The sequence below is a fragment of the Streptomyces sp. NRRL S-244 genome (assembly GCF_000717915.1).
GTDB lineage: Bacteria > Actinomycetota > Actinomycetes > Streptomycetales > Streptomycetaceae > Streptomyces.
This window is the reverse complement of record NZ_JOCX01000001.1, coordinates 436,787-458,472: the sequence shown is the minus strand read 5'-3', so window position 1 is coordinate 458,472 and position 21,686 is coordinate 436,787. Positions and strand designations below refer to the sequence as shown.

Sequence of the window (21,686 nt, the reverse complement as noted above, 5' to 3'; positions counted from 1 at the left end):
TCCCTGACCCATCACGACCCGGATCCCGACCAGGATCCCGACCTGGATGACAACCCGGATGACGACCCGGATCCCTGACCCGGATCCCCGACCGCAACACCGGCCATCCGAACGAGCGGCCGCCGGGAGCGCACGCCGACCGTGCTCCCGGCCGCACCCTCCCGGTTGCGGCGGTACGAACGGCTAGGCTCGCGCCCAGACACAACGCCGTACCGCCGCAACCGGGAGACACCCACGATGGCCAAGAAGCGCCCCGCAGCGAAGACTGCAAAGCCGCAGCTCAAGAACGGGGAGATCCCGGTGGTGGGCGCACGCGAGCCCTGCCCCTGCGGATCCGGGCGCCGTTACAAGGCCTGCCACGGCGCAGCCGCCGCACACGCCGTCACCGAGCACGTGGCGCGCCCCTTCGAGGGCCTGCCCGGCGAGTGCGACTGGGTGGCGCTGCGCGAGCTCGTGCCCGCGGCGACCATCCCGCTCACGCTCAAGGGCGGCCTGCCCGAGGGCGTCCCGTCCGTCACGCTCGTGACCGTACTGCCGATGGCCTGGCCGGCGCTGCGCCGCGAGGACGGGTCCGTCCTGCTCGGCCTCCAGAACGACTCGACCACCGGGGACCTCGCCCGGGACATGGCCGACACCCTGGAGCGCGCGCTCGTCGCGGAACCGGGCACCCCGGTCGCTGCCCGCCGCGTTCCCGCCGAGGGTCCGCGACTTCAGGATCTCTTGGACACGGACGGCGTTTTCGAGCCGGTTGTGCACAGCGGCTTCGAATTCTGGATTCCGGATGCGGAGAGCGCCCAGAACGCCTCTCCGGAGATCGCGGCCTCCCTCGAGCGGGCCAACGCCGCCGCCATCCCGACCGTCAAGCTGGCCGGCGTGGACGCGGCCTACTGGTGCGAGACCCCGGACAAGAACCACCTGCGCTGGGTCATGCCGCACCCCGAGGAGAAGCTGCTCGACGCGCTCGCGCGGCTGCACGCCGCGGGCACCTCCTCGCTCGGCGAAGGCACCCGACTGGTCGGTTCGTTCCGGGCGCACGGTCTGATGGTCCCCGTCTGGGACCTGCCCACCGGAGTGACCGCCGACGACGTGGAGAAGCCCGCGGCGGAGTTCGCGGAGCGGCTGGCCACGGCCCTGGCCGCGGACGCCCCGCTGACCGCGGAGGAGCGCCGGGCGCGCGGCGGACTGACCAACCGCCAGGTCACGCTCAGCTGACCGCCGAGCACCCGCAGGACCGGTGACTGGGGTCACAACTCCCGCTAATCGCCTGCAAATCGGTGTCTGAATATCAGAGATCGAATTTGCGAACAGGCGATCTCTTGTTACCGTTCTTGTAGCCCGGTCGCTGGTGCATCCCCCGTCGCCAGCGACCGGGCCCTTCCTTTTCCGCCGTCGGTCAACCGTCGGCCGGTGCCGGTGAGTTGCTCCCGGACCGCAGCAGCAGCTGGCCTTCATCATCCGGAACTGCAAACTCCGCAACTGCCGAGTAGGCGTCCGGCGCCCCCGCCGAGTCCTCACGCGGCGTCTCGCACAGTCCCGGCTCGTCGCCGGCCCCGACCGCGCAGCGGATCTGCACCGTGCGCCCCGCGGGCCCCATCACCGTCAGAACGGCGTCAAGTGCGCGCCCGCTGGTGTTGCGGTAGTAGCTGCGGCCCCACGTCCGGCCATCGCCCGCCAGGACGCAGGTCTGCGCCTCCAGGCCTTGCGGGGAAGAGAGTTCGGGGCCGCACCGGGAATCCGTACGGGACTGCTCGGGCGGGCCCGGCTGCGGCTGCCGCGCATGCGGCTGCCCCGCCTGCGGCTGCCCGGCTCGCGGCGGCCCGGCCTGCCGTGCGGACCCCGCGCCAGGTGACGACGTACGCGATCCGCCCTCCGGACCGCCCAGTCCGAGCGACGAGAGCAGCCCGCCGCCTTTTCCGTCGTCCTGACCGGCGAAATCCGGTCCGGCGATCGCTCCCGCCAGCGGGAGCGACAAGATGATCAGCACACCGGCGCTGATACCGATCAAGCGGAGATTCATTCGGCGAAGATAGCGATCCGGGAATGGGGCGCGGAGATCCCCGCGCCCAATTCCCTTGGAAACTCGTCGCGCTGACACCCGTACGAGTGATCGGCGGGTGCCCGGAGCACCGGATCAGTACGCGAGCCGGCTGCCGCCGCCGGAGGCCCCGCTGCTCGCCTCGACCAGCGCGTGCACGACGGCCTCGACCTCCGGCAGCCACAGGCCGCCGGCGTCCGCGGGATCGCGCTCCCACCGCACCTGCCCGCCGCCGGAGGCGGGGGAGGGCGGGAGCAACAGGTAGCCGCCCTCGCCGTGGAAGCGCAGCGCGGAGGGCACGTGGTCCTTGGCGTACAGGAGTTCGCCGAGCCGCTCCAGCGAGTACGGCGCGACCAGCAGCGCCCAACGGGTGGGCGTGGCCACGATCGGGCCGAGCCGCATGCCCTGCGCGTCCAGCCGTACGACGGCCCGCGCGGCCGCGTTGGCCGGCAGGCTCACGGCACAGGGCGCGGACCCGCCGGTGGCCAGCAGTACGGGAGCGGTGGGCCGGTTGGTCCACCACCAGGACACCATCCGGGGGTCGGTGGTGGCCGCGAGCAGCCCGGGGTCGAAGGGGTGCGCGCCGGGAACGACGCAGTCGGGGTCGGGGCAGGCGCACCGGTTGCTGTCGGCGCCGGAACGGCCGACGCCGGGCAGCACCGGCCACTGCCAGGCGGTGGCGCAGGTGAGCGCCGCGTCGAGGAGGGCCGGATCACCGCTCTGCCCGGGGGCGGGGCGGAGGGTTTTCAAGCGATTGCGGAGCCGCTGGAGACGCCTTCCGAGGATCTCGCGCATGAGCGCTCGTTCCTTTCCGTTGAACGCCGAGGGCCACATCACACCATGTAACCGGTGTTTCACCACACGTACACGTTTCGCGTCACTGTCCGCCTTGAAGCAGGTTCACACGGTTCGTGCAGTTTTCTTACGGGTCCATGAAACGTCCGGCGGGGGCGGAACGCGACCCGCGCCGATGCCGAGACCGGCTGCCGCCGCTAAGGACGACGGACCGTGCCGGGCGGTTCCCGGCGACCGCCGGGCTGCGCCAACTCTCCCCGGGCACCACCGATTAGGTACCCGGAGCCACTCCGGCGCCCGACCAGTCGATCGCAAAAACCGTCCGCTTCCAGCTTTTTCCAGCCAAGTTCTAGCCTTGGCTGGACAGTGAGTTGCCGTCCCACGGACACCAGGATTCCCACCTGGGCAATGCTGGACATCGATCCTCGTGTGCGTGTAGATGTGGATTCATTGATGGCGGCGCAGCACGATCTGGGGGTTTGCGATGCTATATGGCGAATCGCACCAGGTGGAAAGGCGGACGCCATGAGCGCCCCGCATCTGCCGAAAGTGGCTGGAATCGATCCGGCAGTTACCGCGGTCCCGCAGACTGCGGCGCCCACGCCCGCCCGAACCGCCCCCGCACAGGCTGCGGCAGCGGTCCCCGGACCGAGCACGCTGATCCAGGACCGGCTGGCGGGCATGGTCTCCGACCTGACCACCCTCCACGAGCTCACCGAGCGCCTCGCCCGCGCCAGTGACCTCGACTCCTCCCTCCAGGAGTTCCTGCGCGCCGGAGCCGCCCTCGTCGGCGCCCGCCGCGGTCTGATCGTCCTGGAGCCCTCCGACGGACTCGGCCCGACGACCACGATCGGCCTCGGTCTCGGCCGCGCGGACCTCGGGCACATCGAGACCGTCCCGCGCGCCGCGACCTCGTACGGCCGGATCCTCGACGGACTCCCCGACGCCCGGGGCGGCTCCGAGGTGCTCCCCGAACCCGACGCCGCCCCCGGCTCGAGCGGGTACGGCACCCCGGTCGACCCCCGCCACCGCGAGGTCGCCGCCCGGCTCGGCTACGCCGCGAGCTACGCGCTGCCGCTGACCGCCGAGGCCACCGGCCGGCTCGGTGCGGCCGTCTGGCTCTACGACGAGCAGGCCGAGCCGAGCGAACGCCAGCGCGATCTCGCGGGGCTCTACGTCCGGCACGCCGCCGAACACCTGGCGCGGATGCTGGAGGTGGAACGATCCCGCAGCCGCCTGGCCACGGTCGCCGAGGAGCTGCTGCCCAGCCGGCTCCCCCGGATCCCCGGGGTCCAGCTCGCGGCCCGCCACCACACCGGACCGCGCGGCGGCGGCGATTGGTACGACGCGCTGCCGCTGCCCGAGGGCGCCCTGGGGCTGGCCGTCGGCTCCGTCTCGGGCGCGGGGCCCAGCGCCGTCGCCGCGATGGGACGGCTGCGGGCATCGCTGCGCGCGTACGCCGTCATGGAGGGGGAGGACCCCGTGGCGGTCCTGTCCGACCTGGAGCTGCTGCTGCGCCTGACCGAGCCCGCGCGCTGCGCGACGGCGCTCTTCGCGTACTGCGAACCCGCCGGGACCCCGCACGCGGGCAGCCAGGGGAGGAAGATCATCCTGGCTGGGGCCGGTCACACCCCGCCGCTGCTCATCGGCGAGCACCGCACGGAGTACGTGGAGACCACGCTCTCCGCGCCGCTCGGGATGCTGTCGTGCTGGGAGGCGCCGAGCGTGGAGATCGAACCCGCATCTGGAGAAACGGTGCTGCTGTACACCGACGGGCTGCTGCGGCGTACCGGCGACCCCATGGACCGGGCCTACGCACGGCTGCACGCCGCCGCCGCGGGGTTGCCCCGGGGCATCCGGGACGATCCGGCGGCCATCTGCGACCACATCCTGCGGACGGTGCTGCCCCCGGACGACCCTGCCGTCGCGGCGGTCGGCTCGGCCCCGGTCCCGGCGGCTTCCGCCGCGTCCGCCACCACCGCCGCGATGGCCGCCACGGAGGACGGAGTGGAGGACATCGTCCTGCTTGCTGCCCGTTTTGACTGATTCATCACACCCGCCGCCGGGCGTCTTCCCCTCGCACATACGATGGATGCGGTCCGTACCCGGTCCTGTAGTAGCTGTCGTACGTGTCGTAGCTGAGGAGAAGACGTGGCTGACGAGCTCACCCCGGAGACCCCGGAAGAAGAGCAGCCCCAGAAGAAGCACAAGCAGCGCAAGAACGGGCTGTACCCGGGCGTCAGCGACGAACTCGCGGAGAACATGCGCACGGGCTGGGCCGACACCGAGCTGCACGGGCTGGAGCCGATCGCCCAGGCCGCGCACACCGCCGCCCGCCGCGCCGCGCTGTCCGCACGCTTCCCCGGCGAGCGCCTGGTCGTGCCCGCGGGCCGCCTCAAGACGCGCTCGAACGACACGGAGTACCCCTTCCGCGCCTCGACCGAGTACGCGTACCTGACCGGTGACCAGACCGAGAACGGCGTGCTGGTCCTCGAGCCCTCGGGCGAGACCGGCCACACCGCCACCGTCTACCTGCTGCCCCGCTCCGACCGCGAGAACGGCGAGTTCTGGCTGTCCGGCCAGGGCGAGCTGTGGGTCGGCCGCCGCCACTCCCTCGCCGAGGCCGAGCAGCTGCTGGGCATCCCGGCCAAGGACGTGCGCAAGCTCGCCGACGAGCTGGCCGAGGCCGAGGGCCCGGTCCGCAACGTCCGCGGCCACGACTCCCTCATCGAGACGGCCCTGACCGACAAGGTCACCAAGGAGCGCGACGAGGAGCTGCGCGTCTACCTCTCCGAGGCCCGCGCCGTGAAGGACGCCTTCGAGATCGGCGAGCTCCAGAAGGCCGTCGACTCCACCGTCCGCGGCTTCGAGGACGTCGTGAAGGTCCTGGACAAGGCCGAGGCCACGTCCGAGCGCTACATCGAGGGCACCTTCTTCCTGCGCGCCCGCGTCGAGGGCAACGACGTCGGCTACGGCTCGATCTGCGCCGCCGGCCCGCACGCCTGCACCCTGCACTGGGTCCGCAACGACGGCGACGTCCGCTCGGGCGACCTGCTGCTGCTCGACGCCGGTGTGGAGACCCACTCCCTCTACACCGCCGACGTCACGCGCACTCTGCCGATCAACGGCGCGTACACCGACATCCAGCGCAAGATCTACGACGCGGTGTACGAGTCCCAGGAAGCCGGCATCGCCGCCGTCAAGCCGGGCGCCAAGTTCCGCGACTTCCACGACGCCTCGCAGCACGTGCTCGCCGAGAAGCTCGTGGAGTGGGGCCTGCTGGAGGGCCCGGTCGAGCGCGTCCTGGAGCTCGGCCTGCAGCGCCGCTGGACCCTGCACGGCACCGGCCACATGCTCGGCATGGACGTCCACGACTGCGCCGCCGCGCGCACGGAGGCGTACGTCGACGGCACGCTGGAGCCGGGCATGTGCCTCACCGTCGAGCCCGGTCTGTACTTCCAGGCCGACGACCTGACCGTGCCCGAGGAGTACCGGGGCATCGGCGTCCGGATCGAGGACGACATCCTGGTCACCGAGGACGGCAACCGGAACCTGTCGGCCGGGCTGCCCCGTGCGTCGGCCGATGTCGAGGCGTGGATGGCGCGCCTCAAGGGCTGAGGCCTGCCGGTCCTTCGGCCGGCTTTCGGCCGGCTTTCGGCCGGCTTTGCGGCTGGCCCTTCGGCCGGCTTTCCGGCCGGCCCTGAGTTCGCCTCCGATGGGCGGGATCTCGTACGCGAGTCCCGTCCATCGGCGTATCCGGGAGCCCTTGCGCCGCTACGACACCTTCAGCAGCGCTCCCTCACGCCATTTCAGGATCTTGTCGAAGCTGACCACCGCGCCCTGGCCCGGCCGGTTGCGGAATCTGACGTGGTCGGCGAGCTCCGCGATCAGCCAAAGGCCCCGGCCGTGCTCGCTCTCCGAGGGTTCGGAGGGGCCGGCCGGCGGGGGTCTGCGCCCCGAGACCGTCGCCGCCGGGAAACCCGGGCCCGAATCGGTCACCTCGATGCGGCAGCAGTCCCCGTCCAGGTACGCCGTGACGCGGTACGCCGCGCACGCCTCCGGGACGGATTCCGTGCCGGCACCGGCTTCGGCCGCCGGACCGCCGTGCTCCACCGCGTTCGCGCAGGCCTCGCTCAGTGCCACCGAGAGATCGAAGGAGATGTCCGGATCCACCCCCGCGGTCTCCATCGTCCCCAGCAGCAACCGCCTGGCGAGCGGCACGCTCGCGGCTTCGCGCCTCAAGTGGAGAGACCACCAGATGCTCATACGGTTACGTATTGCCGCCCGCGGCGGGGCGTAAGCGCCTGGCGGCCGCCACAGCCCTCATTCGGCCGATGCGGCACTCCGAAGCAGCGGTGTATGCGGCGGCGTGGGGGCCTGCGCCCCGGCCGGGACAGCCGAGGTGAAGCCCTCGTACAGGGGCACTCACGACCTTCCGGACCTGCCGTATGGACGGTGTGAGGGCAGTGCGATGATGGCCCGGCCATGACTGTCCCCCACGCGACGCCCGCCGGAGCCGGACTCCGGCTGATCCGGGCCGCGGTGTTCACCGCGGTCTGCGTCGTGCTGTCCGCGGCCGGGCACGCCCTGGCGTCCTGCGCCACGGTGCCCTGGTGGGCCCTCGTCATCGCCTTCCTCTCCGTGTTCGCGGTCGCCGCCCCGCTGGCGGGCCGCCGGCGCTCGCTGCCCGGCATCGCCGCCGGGCTCGCCTTCGGACAGCTCGGGCTGCACGCGGTGTTCGGCCTCGGCCAGCACAGCGCCGCCGCGGCCCAGGCACCCGTCCCCGCGGACACCTCGCTCGCGGCGCTCGCCGCCCGGCTGGTCTGCGGGGGCAACTCCGTCCCGCTCAGCCCGGCCGACGCCCGGCAGATCCTGGAGACCGCCGGACTGGACCCGGCCGCCCTGGCCGCACAGGCCGCGGCGCAGGGGGCGGCGCCGGTCCATGCCGGCCACGCGCACCTCGCACAGGCCGTGGCGGCGCCCGCCACCGGCCTGTTCAGCACCGGCATGCTCGTCGGCCACCTGCTGGCCGCGCTGGCCGCGGGCTGGCTGCTGGGGCGCGGCGACGCCGCCCTGTTCCGGCTCGTGGAGCTGTCCCGCAGCTCCGCCGAAGCCGATCCGGTACGTCCGCTGCGCGCCGCGCTGGCCTTCGTACGGGCCCTCGGCGCCGGGCTCGCGGGCACGCCCGCCGGTGCCCCGCGGGTCGTCCGTACCGCTGCCGAACCCGCCGCGCACACCGGCCGGGACGCACTCCAGCACACGGTGATCAGGCGCGGGCCGCCCCGCACGGCGCTCGCCCTCGCAGCCTGACGCGGCACCCCCTCCCCGGAGCACCCGGCGGAAGCACCGGTGCCGCGAACTCCGCGCGCACCCGTGCGCGGAACCACCGTCACCCCTGCCTCTGTGGAGTGTTTCTGCCATGAAGACCTCTCGCGTCTCCTTCGCCGCCGCCGTTGCCGCCGGCGCCGTCCTCGTCCTGTCCGGCACCGCCTTCGCGCACGTCGGCGTGCAGCCCGTCGGCGAAGCCGCCAAGGGTGGTTACGCGACGCTCAACTTCAAGGTTCCGAACGAGCGGGACAACGCCTCGACCACGCAGCTGGAAGTCAACTTCCCCGTCGACCAGCCGCTGACGTCCGTCATGCCGCAGGAGATCCCCGGGTGGACGTCCAACGTCGAGAAGACCAAGCTCGACAAGCCGCTGACCGTGCACGGCAAGCAGGTCAACGAGGTCGTCACCAAGGTGACCTGGAGCGGCGGCAAGATCGAGCCCGGTAAGTTCCAGCAGTTCCCGGTCTCCGTCGGCAAGCTGCCCGACAACGCCGACCAGATGGTCTTCAAGGCGATCCAGACGTACGACAACAACGAGGTCGTCCGCTGGATCGAGGAGACCAAGGCGGGCGCGGCCGAGCCGCAGAACCCGGCCCCCGTCCTGAAGCTGACCGCGGCCAAGGCCGCCGACGACCACCACGACGACGACAAGTCCGCCGCCGCGGCGAAGGACGACAAGGGCCACGACGAGGCCGCCAAGAGCACCACCGACACGACCGCGCGGGCCCTCGGCATCGCGGGCATCGTCGTCGGCCTCGGCGGTATCGCCTTCGGTGTCGCCTCGCGCCGCCGCGCCTCCTGACCCGGCGCGGCCGCAGGCCGTATCCCCGTATCCAGAACGTGCGCGCAGCCGGCCCTCCTTCGAGGCCCGGCCCGCCCGCACCACATCCCCGATCCCAGGGACATCTCTCCATGCGCACCACTCGTGTGACGGTCGCCGCCATCGCGGTGGCGGCCGCGCTCACCCTCACCGCCTGCGGCGGTGAGACCGCCAAGACCGAATCGGTCACCTCGCTCACCGGCCAGTCCAAGGCCGGCAAGGCCACGGTCCTCGACCGCCCCTTCGACAAGCCGGAGCTGGTCCTGACGGACACCACCGGCAAGCCGTGGAACCTGCGCGAGCAGACCAAGGGCAAGCCGACGCTCATCTATTTCGGCTACACCAACTGCCCCGACGTGTGCCCCCTGACGATGAGCAACATCGCCGTCGCCAAGAAGGCACTGCCGAAGGCCGACCAGGACAAGCTCCAGGTCGTGTTCGTCACCACCGACCCCGAACGGGACACTCCCGACTCCCTCGGCGCGTGGCTCAAGGCCCAGGACCCGTCCTTCACCGGACTGACCGGGGACTTCGCCACCATCCAGGCCGCCGCGCGCAAGCTCGGCATCGGTATCGAGGCACCGCAGAAGCTGGCCGACGGCAAGGTCGTCTCCATGCACGGTGCCCAGGTCATCGCGTTCTCGCCCAAGACCGACGAGGGATACCTCCTCTACGGCGAAGGCACCACCGTCGACGACTACACCAAGGACCTGCCGAAGATCATCAAGGGAGAGAACCCGTGAACGCCCGCACCACCCGCACCCTCGCCGCCGCCCTCTCCCTGACGGCAGCGCTCGCCATATCCGGCTGTTCCTCGGACTCCGACGCCAAGGCCGGCGCGGACAAGCCGAAGATGACGGTCAGCGGCGCCTTCATGCCGGAGCCCGTGAACGACAAGATGGCCGGCGCGTTCATGGTCATCAAGAACGAGTCCAAGACGGCCGACAAGCTCACGGCCGTCACCAGCCCGATCTCCGACGATCTGCAGATCCACGAGACCAAGGACCAGAAGATGCAGCAGGTCGCGGCCATGGACGTGCCTGCCAACGGTGAGCTCCGGCTGGAGCGCGGCGGCAACCACGTCATGCTCATGGGGCTGAAGAACCTGCCGAAGGTCGGCGACAAGGTCACCGTCGAGCTGCGCTTCGAGAAGGCCGACCCCATCAAGGTCGAGCTGGACGTCAAGGAGCGGACGTACAACGCCCAGAACACCAGCGCCCACTGACGGACCGAGGTACTGACACGCCATGACGGCCATCGCCCCCTCCCCGGCCCGCGTCCGGGCCCCGGTACTCCTGCCGCGGCTCGCGCTGGTCCTCGCAGCCCTGTTGGCGGCCCTGTTCACCGCGGCCGGCCCGGCCTCGGCACACGCCGCACTCACCGCGAGCGACCCCAAGGACGGGGCGGTGGTCGCCACGGCCCCCGCCCAGGTCACCCTCTCCTTCTCGGAGCAGGTCGCCATGGGCGACGACTCCATCCGCGTCATGGACCCGCAGGGCCGGCGGGTGGACACCGGCGAACTGCGCGACATGTGCAGCGGAACCACCATCCGCTACGGCACCGCGCTGCACTCCGGGCTGCCGGACGGCACCTACACGGTCGCCTGGCAGGCCGTCTCCGCCGACAGCCACCCCGTCTCCGGCGCCTTCACCTTCTCCATCGGCGCCCCCTCGGCGACCAGCGTGGCCCTGCCCACCGCGCAGGCGGGCGGCGGACCGGTCGGCATCGCGTACGACATCGCGCGCTACGCCGCCTACGCCGGTTTCACCGTCCTCGTCGGCGGCGCGGCCTTCATCCTGCTGTGCTGGCGGCGCGGCGCTGCGCAGCGCCCGCTGCAGAAGCTCATCGTGCGCGCGTGGGTCACGCTGACCGCCGCCACTCTCGTGATGCTGGTGCTCCGCACCCCGTACACGGGGTCGGGGAAGTTCGCCGACGCGCTGGACCTCGGCGGTCTGAAGGCGGTCCTGGAGACCAAGACCGGCGCCTCCCTCGTCTCCCGGCTGCTGCTCCTCGGCGCCGCCGCACTGTTCATCGCCGTGCTGTTCGGCGCCTATGCCCGCAAGACCGCCGAGAGCGGGGAAACGGACAAGCGCAAGGGCAAGGAGAAGGACCGCGGGGCGGTCAAGGAGCCGGGGGCGGACAAGGAGGCCAATGACCTCCTCTTCGGCCTCGGCATCGGCGGAACCGTCGTGGCCGGCGGCATCGCCGCCACCTGGGCCCTGTCCGAGCACGCCTCGACCGGCATCCAGCCCGGTATCGCCATGCCCGCCGACATCCTGCACCTGCTGGCCGTCGCCGCCTGGCTCGGCGGACTCACCGCGCTGCTCGTCGCCCTCCACAAGGTCCCCGGGATCGAGCGCGACGCGGTCCAGCGGTTCTCGCGGGTGGCTTTCGTCAGCGTCCTGGTCCTCGCCGTCACCGGCGTCTACCAGTCCTGGCGCCAGGTCGGCAGCTGGTCGGCCCTGACCGGTACCAGCTACGGACAGCTCCTGCTGCTGAAGGTCGGGCTCGTCGCCGTCCTCGTCGCCGTCGCCTACGTCTCCCGCTCGTGGACCGCGCGGCTCACCGACGCCCCTGCCGGGAAGCCGGCCAAGATCGCCCGGCAACGCGATGTTTCACGTGAAACATCGCCGGCCTCCGTCACCGTCCCCGAGGACCCCAAGCGGGCCGCCCAGCTCGCCCGGCAGCGAGCCGCCCGGGAGAGCGCCCGCGAGAAGCAGGTCCGAGACGCCGATCCGGCCCGGGCGGGGCTGCGGCGCTCCGTCCTCGCCGAGGCCGGGGTCGCCATCGCCCTGCTCGCCGTGACCACCGTCCTCACCAGCACCGAACCCGGCCGGACCGCCGAGCAGGCGAGCGGGCGGGACTCCGCGTCCACCGCCGTCCCCAACCGCGCCATCAAGATCACCCTGCCGTTCGACACCGGCGGCCAGAACGGCAAGGGATCGGTCCGGGTCGAGTTCGACCCGGGACGGGTCGGCGCCAACTCCCTCCACGTCTGGGTCGACGACCCCGAGGGGCAGCCTCTCGACATCCCCGAGATCAAGGTCGCCTTCACCCTCCCCGCCAAGGACATCGGTCCCCTGCCGCTCCTCCCGGAGCGCGCGGCCCCCGGACACTGGAGCGCGTCCGGCGTCCAGCTGCCGCTGGCCGGGGAGTGGCGGATCGACGTGACCGTCCGTACCTCCGACATCGACCAGACGACCGTGCAGAAGAACGTGAAGATCGGCTGACCAGCGTGACCGAGAGCAACCCCGACATCGAGATCTCCCGGCGCCGGCTGCTGGGCACCGTCGGCGCCGCGGGCGCCGCAGGGCTGGCGCTGGGCGCCACCGGCGGCGCCCTCGTGCACTCCGCATTCGACGACTCCCCCGCCGGCGCCTCCGGGGCCGGCGGGAGCCTCGCCTCCCTCGGCGCAGCCCACGTCGCCTTCCACGGCGAGCACCAGGCCGGCATCACCACCCCGCTGCAGGCCAAGGGCCATGTCCTCGCCTTCGACCTGGCCCCCGGGGCCGGCCGTAAGGAGGCCGCCGCCCTGATGCGGCGCTGGTCCGACACCGCCCGCCTGCTGATGGCGGGCGAGCCCGCCTCGGGCGAGGACTCCGGTATCGCCCTCGACGCCGGGCCGTCCTCCCTCACCATCACCTTCGGCTTCGGCCACTCCTTCTTCGAGCGCACCGGGCTCGCCGACCGCCGCCCCAGCGCCCTCGACCCGCTGCCCGACTTCTCCGCCGACCGGCTCGACGCCCAGCGCAGCAACGGCGACCTGTGGGTCCAGATCGGCGCCGACGACGGGCTCGTCGCCTTCCACGCCCTGCGCGCCCTCCAGAAGGAGGCCGGTGAGGCCGCCCGGGTCCGCTGGCAGATGAACGGTTTCAACCGGTCCCCCGGCGCCACCGCCGCACCGATGACCGCCCGCAACCTCATGGGCCAGGTCGACGGCACCGGCAACCCGAAGCCCGCGCAGCCCGACTTCGACAAGCGGATCTTCGTCCCCGCCGTCGGCCCCGGGCCCGCCGAGCACGCCTGGATGGGCGGGGGCTCGTACGCCGTCGTACGGCGCATCCGGATGCTCCTCGACGACTGGGACAAGCAGTCCCTGGCCCAGCAGGAGCAGGTCATAGGCCGTACGAAGGCCACCGGAGCTCCCCTCACCGGCGGCACCGAGACCACCAAGATGGCCCTCGACAAGATCGGCCCCGACGGCAAGCCCGTCATCCCGTCCAACGCGCACGCCCGGATCTCCGCCCCCGAACAGAACGGCGGGGCCGCCATGCTCCGGCGCCCGTTCTCCTTCCACGACGGGATCGCCGCCGACGGCACCCCGGACGCGGGGCTCCTCTTCATCTGCTGGCAGGCCGATCCGCTGCGCGGCTTCGTCCCCGTCCAGCGCAAGCTGGACCGCGGCGACGCCCTGTCGGCGTTCATCCGGCACGAGTCCAGCGGGCTGTACGCGGTCCCGCCCGGCCCCCGCGACGGGGAGTACGTGGGGCAGCGGCTGCTCGAAGGATGAACAGCAACCCGGTGGTCGGGGACCCGGCATTAGGCTGATCACATGTCGGCCACCCGCTTCACCTATCTCGGTCCCGAGGGCACCTTCACCGAAGCCGCCCTCCGCACACTGCCGGAAGCCGCGACCCGGGAGCTCGTCCCGATGGTGTCGGTCCCGGCCGCCTTGGACGCCGTACGCAACGGGGAGGCCGCGGCCGCCCTGGTGCCGATCGAGAACTCGGTGGAGGGCGGGGTCACCTCCACCCTGGACGAGCTGGCCTCCGGCGAACCGCTGATGATCTACCGCGAGGTGCTGCTGCCCATCGCGTTCGCACTGCTGGTGCGGCCCGGGACCAAGCTGTCGGACGTCAAGACCGTCACCGGGCACCCGGTCGCCCAGCCCCAGGTGCGCAACTGGCTGCGGGCGAACCTGCCCGACGCGGTATGGGAGTCGGCCGCCTCCAACGCCGACGGGGCCCGGCTGGTCCAGGAAGGCCGTTTCGACGCCGCCTTCGCGGGCGAGTTCGCGGCCGCCACGTACGGACTCGTCCCGCTGGTCACCGAGATCCACGACGCGGAGAACGCCGAGACCCGGTTCGTGCTCGTCGGTCGGCCCGCCCGGCCGGCCGCACCGACCGGCGCCGACAAGACCTCCGTCGTGCTGTGGCTCGGCGACGACCACCCCGGTGCGCTCCTGGAGCTCCTCCAGGAGTTCGCCGTCCGCGGGGTCAACCTGATGCTGATCCAGTCCCGGCCGACGGGTGAGGGCATCGGCAACTACTGCTTCGCGGTCGACGCCGAGGGCCACATCTCCGACCGCCGGGTCAGCGAGGCACTCATGGGGCTCAAGCGCACCTGCCCCCAGGTCCGCTTCCTCGGCTCCTATCCGCGCGCCGGTGTCGCTCAGGGTGACGTGCGCGCTCCGCGGCCCGGAACCTCCGACGGTGACTTCATGGCCGCTTCCGACTGGCTGACGCGCTGCCTCGACGGCCGGGCGTAGCTCTTCCTCCACTGTCCACAGAGTTATCCACAGGCAGAGATGGGGACCTGTGGACTAGTCGACATCGCGACGCGACAAGGTCGACAAATCGGTCGGGGGACCCAGGTTTCGCGCTGGGGAGCGGAAGGTGAACAGCGTCACCCCCGCATCGCCGATCAACTCTTTGGAGCGAGCCATTCCCACCCGAATGAGTGTGTGAGGGTGGTTTGAACCCTGAATCGCCCCGAGGGGCCACGGGTGGGGATTGATCTATTTCCGTGTCCACAGATCCGGCGCACAGCCTGTGGACAAGTCCCCGCAGTGGACAATTCCTGTGGACAAGGGAGGCCTTCCCTCCCTGCTCAGAGGCTGCCCGGATACCGCGCTTGTGCCCCTTTTCAGGGAATGGGCCGCTTTTATTGACCACCCCGGAAGGGTCACTTCCGGCCAGCGGGTTCCGGGTTTTCCATTCTCCACAATTGGGACATAGCGACACGCAGCGTGATATCGGTGTGAGCCCAGGAAGCCCAGCCCGGTAGCCTGGAGGGGTGATTGACCTCCGGCTGCTCCGTGAAGACCCTGACCGTGTCCGCGCCTCGCAGCGCGCCCGTGGAGAGGACGTCGACCTCGTCGACGCACTGCTCTCCGCCGACGAGCGCCGCAGGTCCTCCGGCATGCGCTTCGACGAACTGCGCAATGAGCAGAAGTCGCTCGGCAAGCTCATCCCCAAGGCCTCCCCGGAGGAGCGGGCAGAGCTGCTGAAGAAGGCCGAGCAGCTCAAGACGGACGTCAAGGCCGCCGAGGCCGAGCAGAACGAGGCCGACGAGGCCGCCAAGCGACTGCTGCTCCAGCTGGGCAACATCGTCCACGAGGACGTCCCGGTCGGCGGCGAGGAGGACTTCACCGTCCTCGAGACGCACGGCACGATCCGCGACTTCGGCGCCGAGGGCTTCGAGCCCAAGGACCACCTGGAACTCGGCGAGTCGCTGGGCGCCATCGACGTCGAGCGCGGCGCCAAGGTGTCGGGCTCGCGCTTCTACTACCTGACCGGTGTCGGCGCCCTGCTGGAGCTCGCCCTGGTCAACGCGGCGATCGCCCAGGCCACCGAGGCCGGCTTCATCCCCATGCTCACGCCGGCGCTGGTCCGCCCGCGCGCCATGGAGGGCACCGGCTTCCTCGGCCAGGCCGCGGAGAACGTGTACCACCTGGAGAAGGACGACTACTACCTGGTCGGCACCTCCGAGGTCCCGCTCGCCGCGTACCACATGGACGAGATCATCGACGCCGACAAGCTGCCGCTGCGGTACGCCGGCTTCTCGCCGTGCTTCCGCCGCGAGGCCGGTACGTACGGCAAGGACACCCGCGGCATCTTCCGCGTCCACCAGTTCGACAAGGTCGAGATGTTCTCGTACGTCGCGCCGGAAGACGCCGAGGCCGAGCACCAGCGCCTCCTGGAGTGGGAGAAGCAGTGGCTGACCAGCCTGGAGCTGCCCTTCCAGGTGATCGACGTCGCCACCGGTGACCTGGGCGCCTCCGCCTCGCGCAAGTTCGACTGCGAGGCGTGGATCCCGACGCAGGGCAAGTACCGCGAGCTGACCTCGGCCTCGAACTGCAACGGCTTCCAGGCCCGCCGCCTGTCGATCCGCTACCGCGACGGCAAGAAGACCGCGCCGCTCTCGACGCTGAACGGCACGCTGTGCGCCGTACCGCGCACGATCGTGGCGATCCTGGAGAACCACCAGCAGGCCGACGGTTCCGTGCACGTGCCGGTGGCGCTCCGCCCGTACCTGGGCGGCCGCGAGGTCCTGGAGCCGATCGCCAAGTGAGCCCGGCCCCGTTCCCGTACAAGCTCGTCGCGACCGATCTCGACGGCACGCTGCTGCGTGGCGACGACACCGTCTCGGAACGCACCCGTGAAGCGCTCGCCGCCGCAACCGCGGCGGGCGCGGCGCACATCATCGTCACCGGCCGGGCCGTGCCCTGGACCCGCGGGATACTGGACGATCTCGGCTACGAGGGGCTCGCGGTGTGCGGGCAGGGCGCGCAGCTCTACGACGCGGGGGCGCACCGGCTGCTGACCTCGGTGACGCTGGACCGGCAGCTGGCCGGTCTGGCGCTGTCGAAGCTGGAGGCCGAGGTGGGTCCGCTGGCGCTCGCAGCCAGTCGGGACGGGGTGGACGGCGACGTGCTGTTCGGCCCCGGCTACCAGGTACAGGAGGGCCTGCCGGCCCTCTACCTGGCGGACACCGCGGAGGTGTGGACTGCTCCGCTGAACAAGCTGTACATCCAGCACCCGGAGCTCGGCGACGACGCGCTGGTCAAGACGGCCCGGGAGGTCGTGGGCTCCCTGGTCGACATCGTCATGGCCGGTCCGGGGATAGTGGAGATCCTGCCGCTGGGGCTGACGAAGGCCACCGGCCTGTCGCTGGCCGCGCGCCGGCTGGGTGTGAAGGCGGCGGAGACGATCGCCTTCGGCGACATGCCCAATGACATCCCGATGTTCGGCTGGGCGGCGCACGGGGTGGCCATGGCCAACGCCCACGCCGAGCTCACGGCGGTGGCCGACGAGGTGACGGCCTCCAACGAGGAGGACGGCATCGCGGTGGTGCTGGAGCGACTGCTGGGCGCCGCCTGACGGTCCGCCCGGGAACGGGAAAGGTCCGGAACAGCCCGCGCCGTGAGGCGCGCTCGAAGTGGCTGCTCCGGACCTTTTTGTTGCTCCCCGCAGGACTCACTCTGCCCGGGGCGCAGGTCCCGTACCAGTCAATTTCCGCGGGTCAGCCGTGGTCGGCCCGGTGCTTTGTTTCACGTGAAACATGCCTGGGGTGCGGGTTGCGGGTGAGCGGCCAGGCGAGCAGGCCGACGGAGAGCGCGATGGCGTGCCCGAGGTCGGTGAAGGTGCCGCCGGTCAGGAGCGGCAGCCCGAAGAAGGCCACGACACCGGCGAGGTAGAGCCAGCGCAGCGGGTTCGGGAGCCGGTACGTGAGGACCCCGACGGAGGCCGCGAGGCCGTAGCTGACGCCGACGTCGACGACGTGGACCATGCTGTGCGGGGCCCGGTGGTCCTGAATGGCCATCAGGACCACCTTCTGGCTGACCAGGGTGGCCGTGATGTGGGCGGTCGCGACGATGGCGAGCCAGCGCAGGGTGCCGAGCCAGCGTTCCACGGGCGCGTGGAAGAGCTCGAAGAGGACGGCGTACAGGGCGAGCGAGGCCGGGTCCTCGATCCAGAAGGCGCTGGAGAGCAGGGCCCGCACGGGGTGCCGGGTGAGTTCGTGGATGTTGCTGCTGTGACGGTGGAGCAGGACGTGCTCGAGGTGGTCGGGCGCGATCACGACGATGACGCTCGTGACGGCGAGGAGCAGCAGCCATATGTGCGTACCCGGCGAGGAGCGTATCCAGGACCGTACGGGCCTGGACGGCTCGGGCTCGGGGTGCTCGACCATGCCCTGATTTTGCCCCGTACGGCGGTGCCCCGCCCGGCCTGTGGGCCGGGCGGGGCACCGGGCGTGAAGCCGGTACGGCGGAGGCCTACTCCTCGCCCGCCAGGGTGAGGCGGCGCAGCTTCTGGCCGGCGTAGACGGTGGCGCCCACGGTGACCGCGCAGAGCAGGATCACCGCGGTGGGCAGGCCGACGGTGGCGTCGACGTAGCCTTCGCCGGCGACCTTCTCGGCGAGGGCCAGGGCCCACTGCTGGACGCTGAGGGTCTTCGCGCCGGAGACCAGGCTGCCGAAGAGCGACTCCCAGATCAGGGCGTAGACCAGGCCGAAGACGACCGCGTGCCGGCTGACGGTGCCCAGCAGCAGGAACAGGGCGCTGTAGGCGATCGAGGCGACGAGGGCCGCGACGGTGTATGCGACGGCGATCTGCTGGCCGTTGCCGTTGAGGATGAACCCGGCGATCAGGGTCGGGACGGCGGAGAAGGCCATCGTGACGCCGATCGCGACGATCAGCTTGGTCATGATGATCGTCGGGCGCTTCACCGGCTTGGAGAGCAGGTAGACGATCGAGCCGTCGTCGATCTCGGGGCCGATGGCGCCGGTGCCGGCGATGACGCCGATCAGCGGAACCATGGTGGCGAGGGCGAAGCCGCCCAGCAGGTCGGCGGCGACCTTGTCGTCCAGGCCGGTGAAGGCACGGACGGCGATGGAGATGACGATCAGCAGGACGGGCAGCCCGCAGAGGATCAGAGCGCGGCGGCGGCCGAGCAGCGCGCGGTAGGTGAGCCGGGCGACGGTGGGGTTGTACATGGTTGCCAGCTCCTTCAGGCCGCGACGAGGTAGGAGAAGACCGACTCGAGGGACTCGTCGGAGGGCGAGACCGTCAGCAGCCGGATGCCGTGCGCACGGGCGACCCGCGGCAACAGCTCGGTGAAGCGGCCGAAGTCGACGGCCTGGATGCGCAGGGCGCCTTCCTTGAGGTCGACCTCGATGCCCGCGGTGGAGGGGTCGGCGATCAGGGCCGCGGCGAGGGCCCGGTCGTCGGAGGAGCGGACCACGTAGCGGTGCGGGCGGTCCGTCATCAGGCGGCGGATCTTGCGGAAGTCGCCGGAGGCGGCGTGCCGTCCGGCGACGACCACCTCGATGTGGGAGGCGAGCTGTTCGACCTCCTCCAGGATGTGGGAGGAGAAGAGCACGGTGCGGCCGTCGTCGCCCATGCGCCGCAGCAGCTCCATGAGCTGCATGCGCTGGCGCGGGTCCATGCCGTTGAAGGGCTCGTCGAGGAGGAGCACGGACGGGTCGTGGACGAGGGCCGAGGCCATCTTCACGCGCTGCCGCATGCCCTTGGAGTACGTGGAGATCTTGCGGTCCTGGGCGTACTCCATCTCGACGGTGGCGAGCGCCCGCTGGGCGGCCGCGTCGTCGAGGCCGTGGAGCTCGGCGTTGGCGACGACGAACTCCCGGCCGGTGAGGAAGTCGTACATGGCCTCGCGCTCGGGCACGACGCCGATCTGCTTGTAGACCTGCTCGTTCTGCCAGATCGGCGCGCCGTCGAGGGTGACGGTGCCCGTGGAGGGGGCGAGGAAGCCGCCCATCATGTTGATGAGGGTGGACTTCCCGGCGCCGTTGGGTCCCAGGAGTCCGGTGACGCCGGGGCCGATGTGCATGGTCACGTCGTTGACGGCGACGACGTTCCCGAACCAGCGGGAAGTGTGGTCGATGTCGATGGTGGTCACAGCCCGGCCTTCCGGTAGCGGGCCATCAGGGCGGCGTAGGAGCCGGCGATGAGGGCGAGGACGACGAGCAGGTAGACGAAGCCGACGCCGGCCGAGGGGCCTTCTCCGCCGGGGAACGCGGAGGTGGCGCCGAGGAAGGCCGTCTGCACGCCGTCGATCAGGGTGATCGGGGAGAACAGGCCCATCCACTCGATGGCACCGGACGAACCGGTGTTGTACGCGATGCCCTGGACGGCGGTCACCGCGCCGTAGGGGATCAGGAGCAGGGCGATGATGGCGGCGACGCCGAAGCCGCGGCGCGGGGTGAGCGCGGCCATGATCAGGCCGAGGCCGGCGAACAGCACCGAGAGCAGCAGCACGGAGACCAGTCCCTGGGCGAACCCCTTGGTCTGGTCCGCGAAGTCGAATTTGGCCAGCAGCGCGCCGATCCACATGATCAGCAGCGGGGTGGCGGTGAGGACGAACAGCGCCGAGGCCATCGCCGCGAACTTGGCGAGGACGTAGTCGACGCGCTCGATGGGCCGCGAGAAGTAGAGCGGCACGGTCTTGAAGCGCAGGTCCCGGGAGACCGACTGCGGTGCCTGCGAGGCGAGGTAGAGGCCGATGATCACCTGGGTGGTCAGGGCGTACGTCGTGTACTTGATCGGCAGGCTGGTGGAGCCGGGCACCGCGATGGCGACCGCGACGATGATCAGCGCGGGGACGCACATCACCGCGAAGAGGAGCATCGGGAGGACCTTGGACTTGGCGGACCGGCCGAGTCCGTAGGCGCCGCGCAGGGACTGCGAGAACAGCGACGTGCGGGCGTAGGCGCGGCCGAGCCGGGCTCCCTCGTAGGACCGGTAGCCGATGTTGTGGATCTGGGTCGAGGTGTCAGGCGCCATCGGAACCGGCTCCCTTCCGGACGAGCTGCTGCTGGTCGTTGTCGCGGAAGACCTCCGCGATGTGGTGGCGGCGCTGCTCCATGCGGACCAGGCCGAGGCCGAGGTCGGTGACGGTGTCGCGCACGATGTCGTAGGTCTCCTCGCCGGTGGCTTCCAGCAGCAGGATGTGGCCGGCTCCGGGCAGGCCCTGCTCCTCACCCGCGTGCAGGGTCAGGCCCGCGTCGGCGAGCGCCTTGCGCAGGGCGGCGGTGCCGTCCGGGTGGGTGTCGGTGTCGGTGACCTCGACCGCGAGGGTCGTGGTGATCTGCGTGAAGTCGCTGGTGGAGCTGGAGCGCAGCAGCTTGCCGCCGTCGACGACCACGACGTGGTCGCAGGTCCGCTCCAGCTCGCCGAGGAGGTGGGAGGTGACCAGGACGGAGATGCCGAAGTCGGTGTAGACGCGGCGGATCAGGCCGAGCATCTCGTCGCGGCCGACGGGGTCGAGGCCGTTGGTGGGCTCGTCGAGCAGGACCAGCTGGGGGTCGTGGACGAGCGCCTGGGCCAGCTTGACCCGCTGCTTCATGCCCGTGGAGTAGCCGCCGATGGGGCGGTAGCGCTCCTCGTACAGGCCCACGTGGCGCAGGGTGTCGGCGGTCCGCTCGCGGGCGGCGGTCGGCGGGAGTCCGGACATGCGCGCCATGTGGACGACGAACTCGGTGGCCGAGACGTCGGGCGGCAGGCAGTCGTGCTCGGGCATGTAGCCGACGCGTTCGCGGATGGCGCTGCCATGGGTGGCGACATCGAGTCCGAGCACGGCGGCGCGGCCCTCGGTGGCGGGGGACAGTCCAAGCAGGATCTTGATCAGCGTGGACTTGCCGGCTCCATTGGCACCCACGAGGCCGGTCACTCCGGGCCCGATGTCCAGGGAGAGCCGGTCGATTGCGGTCACTCGGGGGTACCGCTTGCTCAGGCTTTCGGTCGCGATGACAGTCACGGCTTCGACGTTAGTGGCGCGGACCTCGCCGATCGTCAGACCTGGAGCGTCATCCCGTCTCCGCCTTCAGGACTACACGCCCTGACGAAAGGCTGATGCGGACCGGTCAAAGAGGCCCGACGAAGCGGACCGTACGCGGTGGATCGGACAAGTTGTCCACAGGTCCGTGCACGACCCTTGACGTGATCTCCGGTCATTGTCACATTC

Annotated in this window: 20 protein-coding genes; 12 read left to right on the top strand and 8 right to left on the bottom strand. The window is 71.2% G+C overall.

What is annotated here, in order from left to right:
- Window positions 1-237: 237 nt before the first annotated feature.
- On the top strand, window positions 238-1,212 hold the full coding sequence (locus tag IF02_RS0102145) for a DUF5926 family protein (protein WP_030153314.1): 975 nt from the start codon (window positions 238-240) through the stop codon (window positions 1,210-1,212).
- A gap of 181 nt (window positions 1,213-1,393) precedes the next feature.
- Here the strand turns inward: IF02_RS0102145 and IF02_RS0102140 are convergent, their stop codons facing one another.
- Window positions 1,394-2,017 (bottom strand): hypothetical protein, encoded by a 624-nt coding sequence (locus tag IF02_RS0102140; RefSeq protein WP_037835292.1) that lies wholly within the window; start codon window positions 2,015-2,017, stop codon window positions 1,394-1,396.
- Between the two features lie 114 nt (window positions 2,018-2,131).
- Complete coding sequence (locus tag IF02_RS0102135) at window positions 2,132-2,830, bottom strand: bifunctional DNA primase/polymerase (RefSeq protein WP_030153310.1); 699 nt, start codon at window positions 2,828-2,830, stop codon at window positions 2,132-2,134.
- A 408-nt stretch (window positions 2,831-3,238) separates the two neighbouring features.
- Between IF02_RS0102135 and IF02_RS32095 the strand changes: the two genes are divergently transcribed.
- Together IF02_RS32095 and IF02_RS0102125 are read left to right on the top strand one after the other, a co-directional pair.
- On the top strand, window positions 3,239-4,876 hold the full coding sequence (locus IF02_RS32095; RefSeq protein WP_078621806.1) for a PP2C family protein-serine/threonine phosphatase: 1,638 nt from the start codon (window positions 3,239-3,241) through the stop codon (window positions 4,874-4,876).
- A gap of 105 nt (window positions 4,877-4,981) precedes the next feature.
- Window positions 4,982-6,448 carry an aminopeptidase P family protein gene (locus IF02_RS0102125; RefSeq protein WP_030153305.1) on the top strand — a complete coding sequence of 489 codons (1,467 nt, stop codon included), beginning with the start codon at window positions 4,982-4,984 and terminating at the stop codon, window positions 6,446-6,448.
- Window positions 6,449-6,604: 156 nt separating this feature from the next.
- On the opposite strand, the gene IF02_RS0102120 is transcribed toward IF02_RS0102125, so the two are convergent.
- A complete protein-coding gene (locus tag IF02_RS0102120) occupies window positions 6,605-7,096 on the bottom strand; it encodes an ATP-binding protein (protein ID WP_030153302.1) in 492 nt (163 codons plus the stop codon).
- Window positions 7,097-7,315: 219 nt separating this feature from the next.
- Between IF02_RS0102120 and IF02_RS0102115 the strand changes: the two genes are divergently transcribed.
- The 9 genes from IF02_RS0102115 to IF02_RS0102075 all read left to right on the top strand — a co-directional run bounded on the left by IF02_RS0102115 (window position 7,316) and on the right by IF02_RS0102075 (window position 17,080).
- Complete coding sequence (locus IF02_RS0102115; protein WP_030153300.1) at window positions 7,316-8,140, top strand: hypothetical protein; 825 nt, start codon at window positions 7,316-7,318, stop codon at window positions 8,138-8,140.
- A gap of 109 nt (window positions 8,141-8,249) precedes the next feature.
- Window positions 8,250-8,960: a YcnI family protein gene (locus IF02_RS0102110; RefSeq protein WP_030153298.1), complete on the top strand. Its 711-nt coding sequence runs from the start codon at window positions 8,250-8,252 to the stop codon at window positions 8,958-8,960.
- A 110-nt stretch (window positions 8,961-9,070) separates the two neighbouring features.
- Window positions 9,071-9,721 (top strand): SCO family protein, encoded by a 651-nt coding sequence (locus tag IF02_RS0102105; protein WP_030153296.1) that lies wholly within the window; start codon window positions 9,071-9,073, stop codon window positions 9,719-9,721.
- On the top strand, window positions 9,718-10,203 hold the full coding sequence (locus IF02_RS0102100; protein WP_030153295.1) for a copper chaperone PCu(A)C: 486 nt from the start codon (window positions 9,718-9,720) through the stop codon (window positions 10,201-10,203). The genes IF02_RS0102105 and IF02_RS0102100 overlap by 4 nt, the downstream gene beginning before the upstream one ends.
- A gap of 22 nt (window positions 10,204-10,225) precedes the next feature.
- Entirely contained in the window at window positions 10,226-12,208 is a 1,983-nt protein-coding gene (locus IF02_RS0102095) for a copper resistance CopC/CopD family protein (RefSeq protein WP_030153294.1), read from the top strand.
- Complete coding sequence (efeB, locus tag IF02_RS0102090) at window positions 12,205-13,488, top strand: iron uptake transporter deferrochelatase/peroxidase subunit (RefSeq protein WP_106977193.1); 1,284 nt, start codon at window positions 12,205-12,207, stop codon at window positions 13,486-13,488. The genes IF02_RS0102095 and efeB overlap by 4 nt, the downstream gene beginning before the upstream one ends.
- Before the next feature lie 42 nt (window positions 13,489-13,530).
- The gene (gene pheA, locus IF02_RS0102085) at window positions 13,531-14,466 is read left to right on the top strand and encodes a prephenate dehydratase (protein ID WP_030153292.1); all 936 of its coding nucleotides are present in this window, start codon (window positions 13,531-13,533) and stop codon (window positions 14,464-14,466) included.
- A gap of 527 nt (window positions 14,467-14,993) precedes the next feature.
- The gene (gene serS, locus IF02_RS0102080) at window positions 14,994-16,271 is read left to right on the top strand and encodes a serine--tRNA ligase (RefSeq protein ID WP_030153291.1); all 1,278 of its coding nucleotides are present in this window, start codon (window positions 14,994-14,996) and stop codon (window positions 16,269-16,271) included.
- Window positions 16,268-17,080, top strand: coding sequence for an HAD family hydrolase (locus IF02_RS0102075; RefSeq protein ID WP_030153290.1), 813 nt, complete (start codon window positions 16,268-16,270; stop codon window positions 17,078-17,080). The genes serS and IF02_RS0102075 overlap by 4 nt, the downstream gene beginning before the upstream one ends.
- Before the next feature lie 142 nt (window positions 17,081-17,222).
- Here IF02_RS0102075 and IF02_RS0102070 read toward each other — a convergent pair whose 3' ends face one another.
- The 5 genes from IF02_RS0102070 to IF02_RS0102050 all read right to left on the bottom strand — a co-directional run bounded on the left by IF02_RS0102070 (window position 17,223) and on the right by IF02_RS0102050 (window position 21,479).
- Window positions 17,223-17,891, bottom strand: a complete 669-nt coding sequence (locus IF02_RS0102070; protein WP_037835291.1) for a rhomboid-like protein — start codon at window positions 17,889-17,891, stop codon at window positions 17,223-17,225.
- 85 nt (window positions 17,892-17,976) lie between these two features.
- Window positions 17,977-18,696: an ABC transporter permease gene (locus tag IF02_RS0102065; protein ID WP_030153286.1), complete on the bottom strand. Its 720-nt coding sequence runs from the start codon at window positions 18,694-18,696 to the stop codon at window positions 17,977-17,979.
- Between the two features lie 14 nt (window positions 18,697-18,710).
- Window positions 18,711-19,622, bottom strand: coding sequence for an ABC transporter ATP-binding protein (locus tag IF02_RS0102060; RefSeq protein WP_030153284.1), 912 nt, complete (start codon window positions 19,620-19,622; stop codon window positions 18,711-18,713).
- Window positions 19,619-20,506 (bottom strand): ABC transporter permease subunit, encoded by an 888-nt coding sequence (locus IF02_RS0102055; protein ID WP_030153282.1) that lies wholly within the window; start codon window positions 20,504-20,506, stop codon window positions 19,619-19,621. The genes IF02_RS0102060 and IF02_RS0102055 overlap by 4 nt, the downstream gene beginning before the upstream one ends.
- Complete coding sequence (locus IF02_RS0102050; RefSeq protein WP_078621804.1) at window positions 20,496-21,479, bottom strand: ABC transporter ATP-binding protein; 984 nt, start codon at window positions 21,477-21,479, stop codon at window positions 20,496-20,498. The genes IF02_RS0102055 and IF02_RS0102050 overlap by 11 nt, the downstream gene beginning before the upstream one ends.
- Between the last annotated feature and the right edge of the window lie 207 nt (window positions 21,480-21,686).

Excerpts from the sequence above, each read along its gene's own strand:
- IF02_RS0102135 (WP_030153310.1), bottom strand. The coding sequence starts at position 2,830 with ATGCGCGAGATCCTCGGAAGGCGTCTCCAGCGGCTCCGCAATCGCTTG.
- IF02_RS0102120 (WP_030153302.1), bottom strand. The coding sequence starts at position 7,096 with ATGAGCATCTGGTGGTCTCTCCACTTGAGGCGCGAAGCCGCGAGCGTG.
- IF02_RS0102055 (WP_030153282.1), bottom strand. The coding sequence starts at position 20,506 with ATGGCGCCTGACACCTCGACCCAGATCCACAACATCGGCTACCGGTCC.
- IF02_RS0102065 (WP_030153286.1), bottom strand. The coding sequence starts at position 18,696 with ATGTACAACCCCACCGTCGCCCGGCTCACCTACCGCGCGCTGCTCGGC.
- IF02_RS0102145 (WP_030153314.1), top strand. The coding sequence starts at position 238 with ATGGCCAAGAAGCGCCCCGCAGCGAAGACTGCAAAGCCGCAGCTCAAG.
- IF02_RS0102105 (WP_030153296.1), top strand. The coding sequence starts at position 9,071 with ATGCGCACCACTCGTGTGACGGTCGCCGCCATCGCGGTGGCGGCCGCG.
- IF02_RS0102095 (WP_030153294.1), top strand. The coding sequence starts at position 10,226 with ATGACGGCCATCGCCCCCTCCCCGGCCCGCGTCCGGGCCCCGGTACTC.
- IF02_RS0102140 (WP_037835292.1), bottom strand. The coding sequence starts at position 2,017 with ATGAATCTCCGCTTGATCGGTATCAGCGCCGGTGTGCTGATCATCTTG.
- IF02_RS0102070 (WP_037835291.1), bottom strand. The coding sequence starts at position 17,891 with ATGGTCGAGCACCCCGAGCCCGAGCCGTCCAGGCCCGTACGGTCCTGG.
- IF02_RS32095 (WP_078621806.1), top strand. The coding sequence starts at position 3,239 with ATGCTGGACATCGATCCTCGTGTGCGTGTAGATGTGGATTCATTGATG.
- pheA (WP_030153292.1), top strand. The coding sequence starts at position 13,531 with ATGTCGGCCACCCGCTTCACCTATCTCGGTCCCGAGGGCACCTTCACC.
- IF02_RS0102115 (WP_030153300.1), top strand. The coding sequence starts at position 7,316 with ATGACTGTCCCCCACGCGACGCCCGCCGGAGCCGGACTCCGGCTGATC.
- IF02_RS0102110 (WP_030153298.1), top strand. The coding sequence starts at position 8,250 with ATGAAGACCTCTCGCGTCTCCTTCGCCGCCGCCGTTGCCGCCGGCGCC.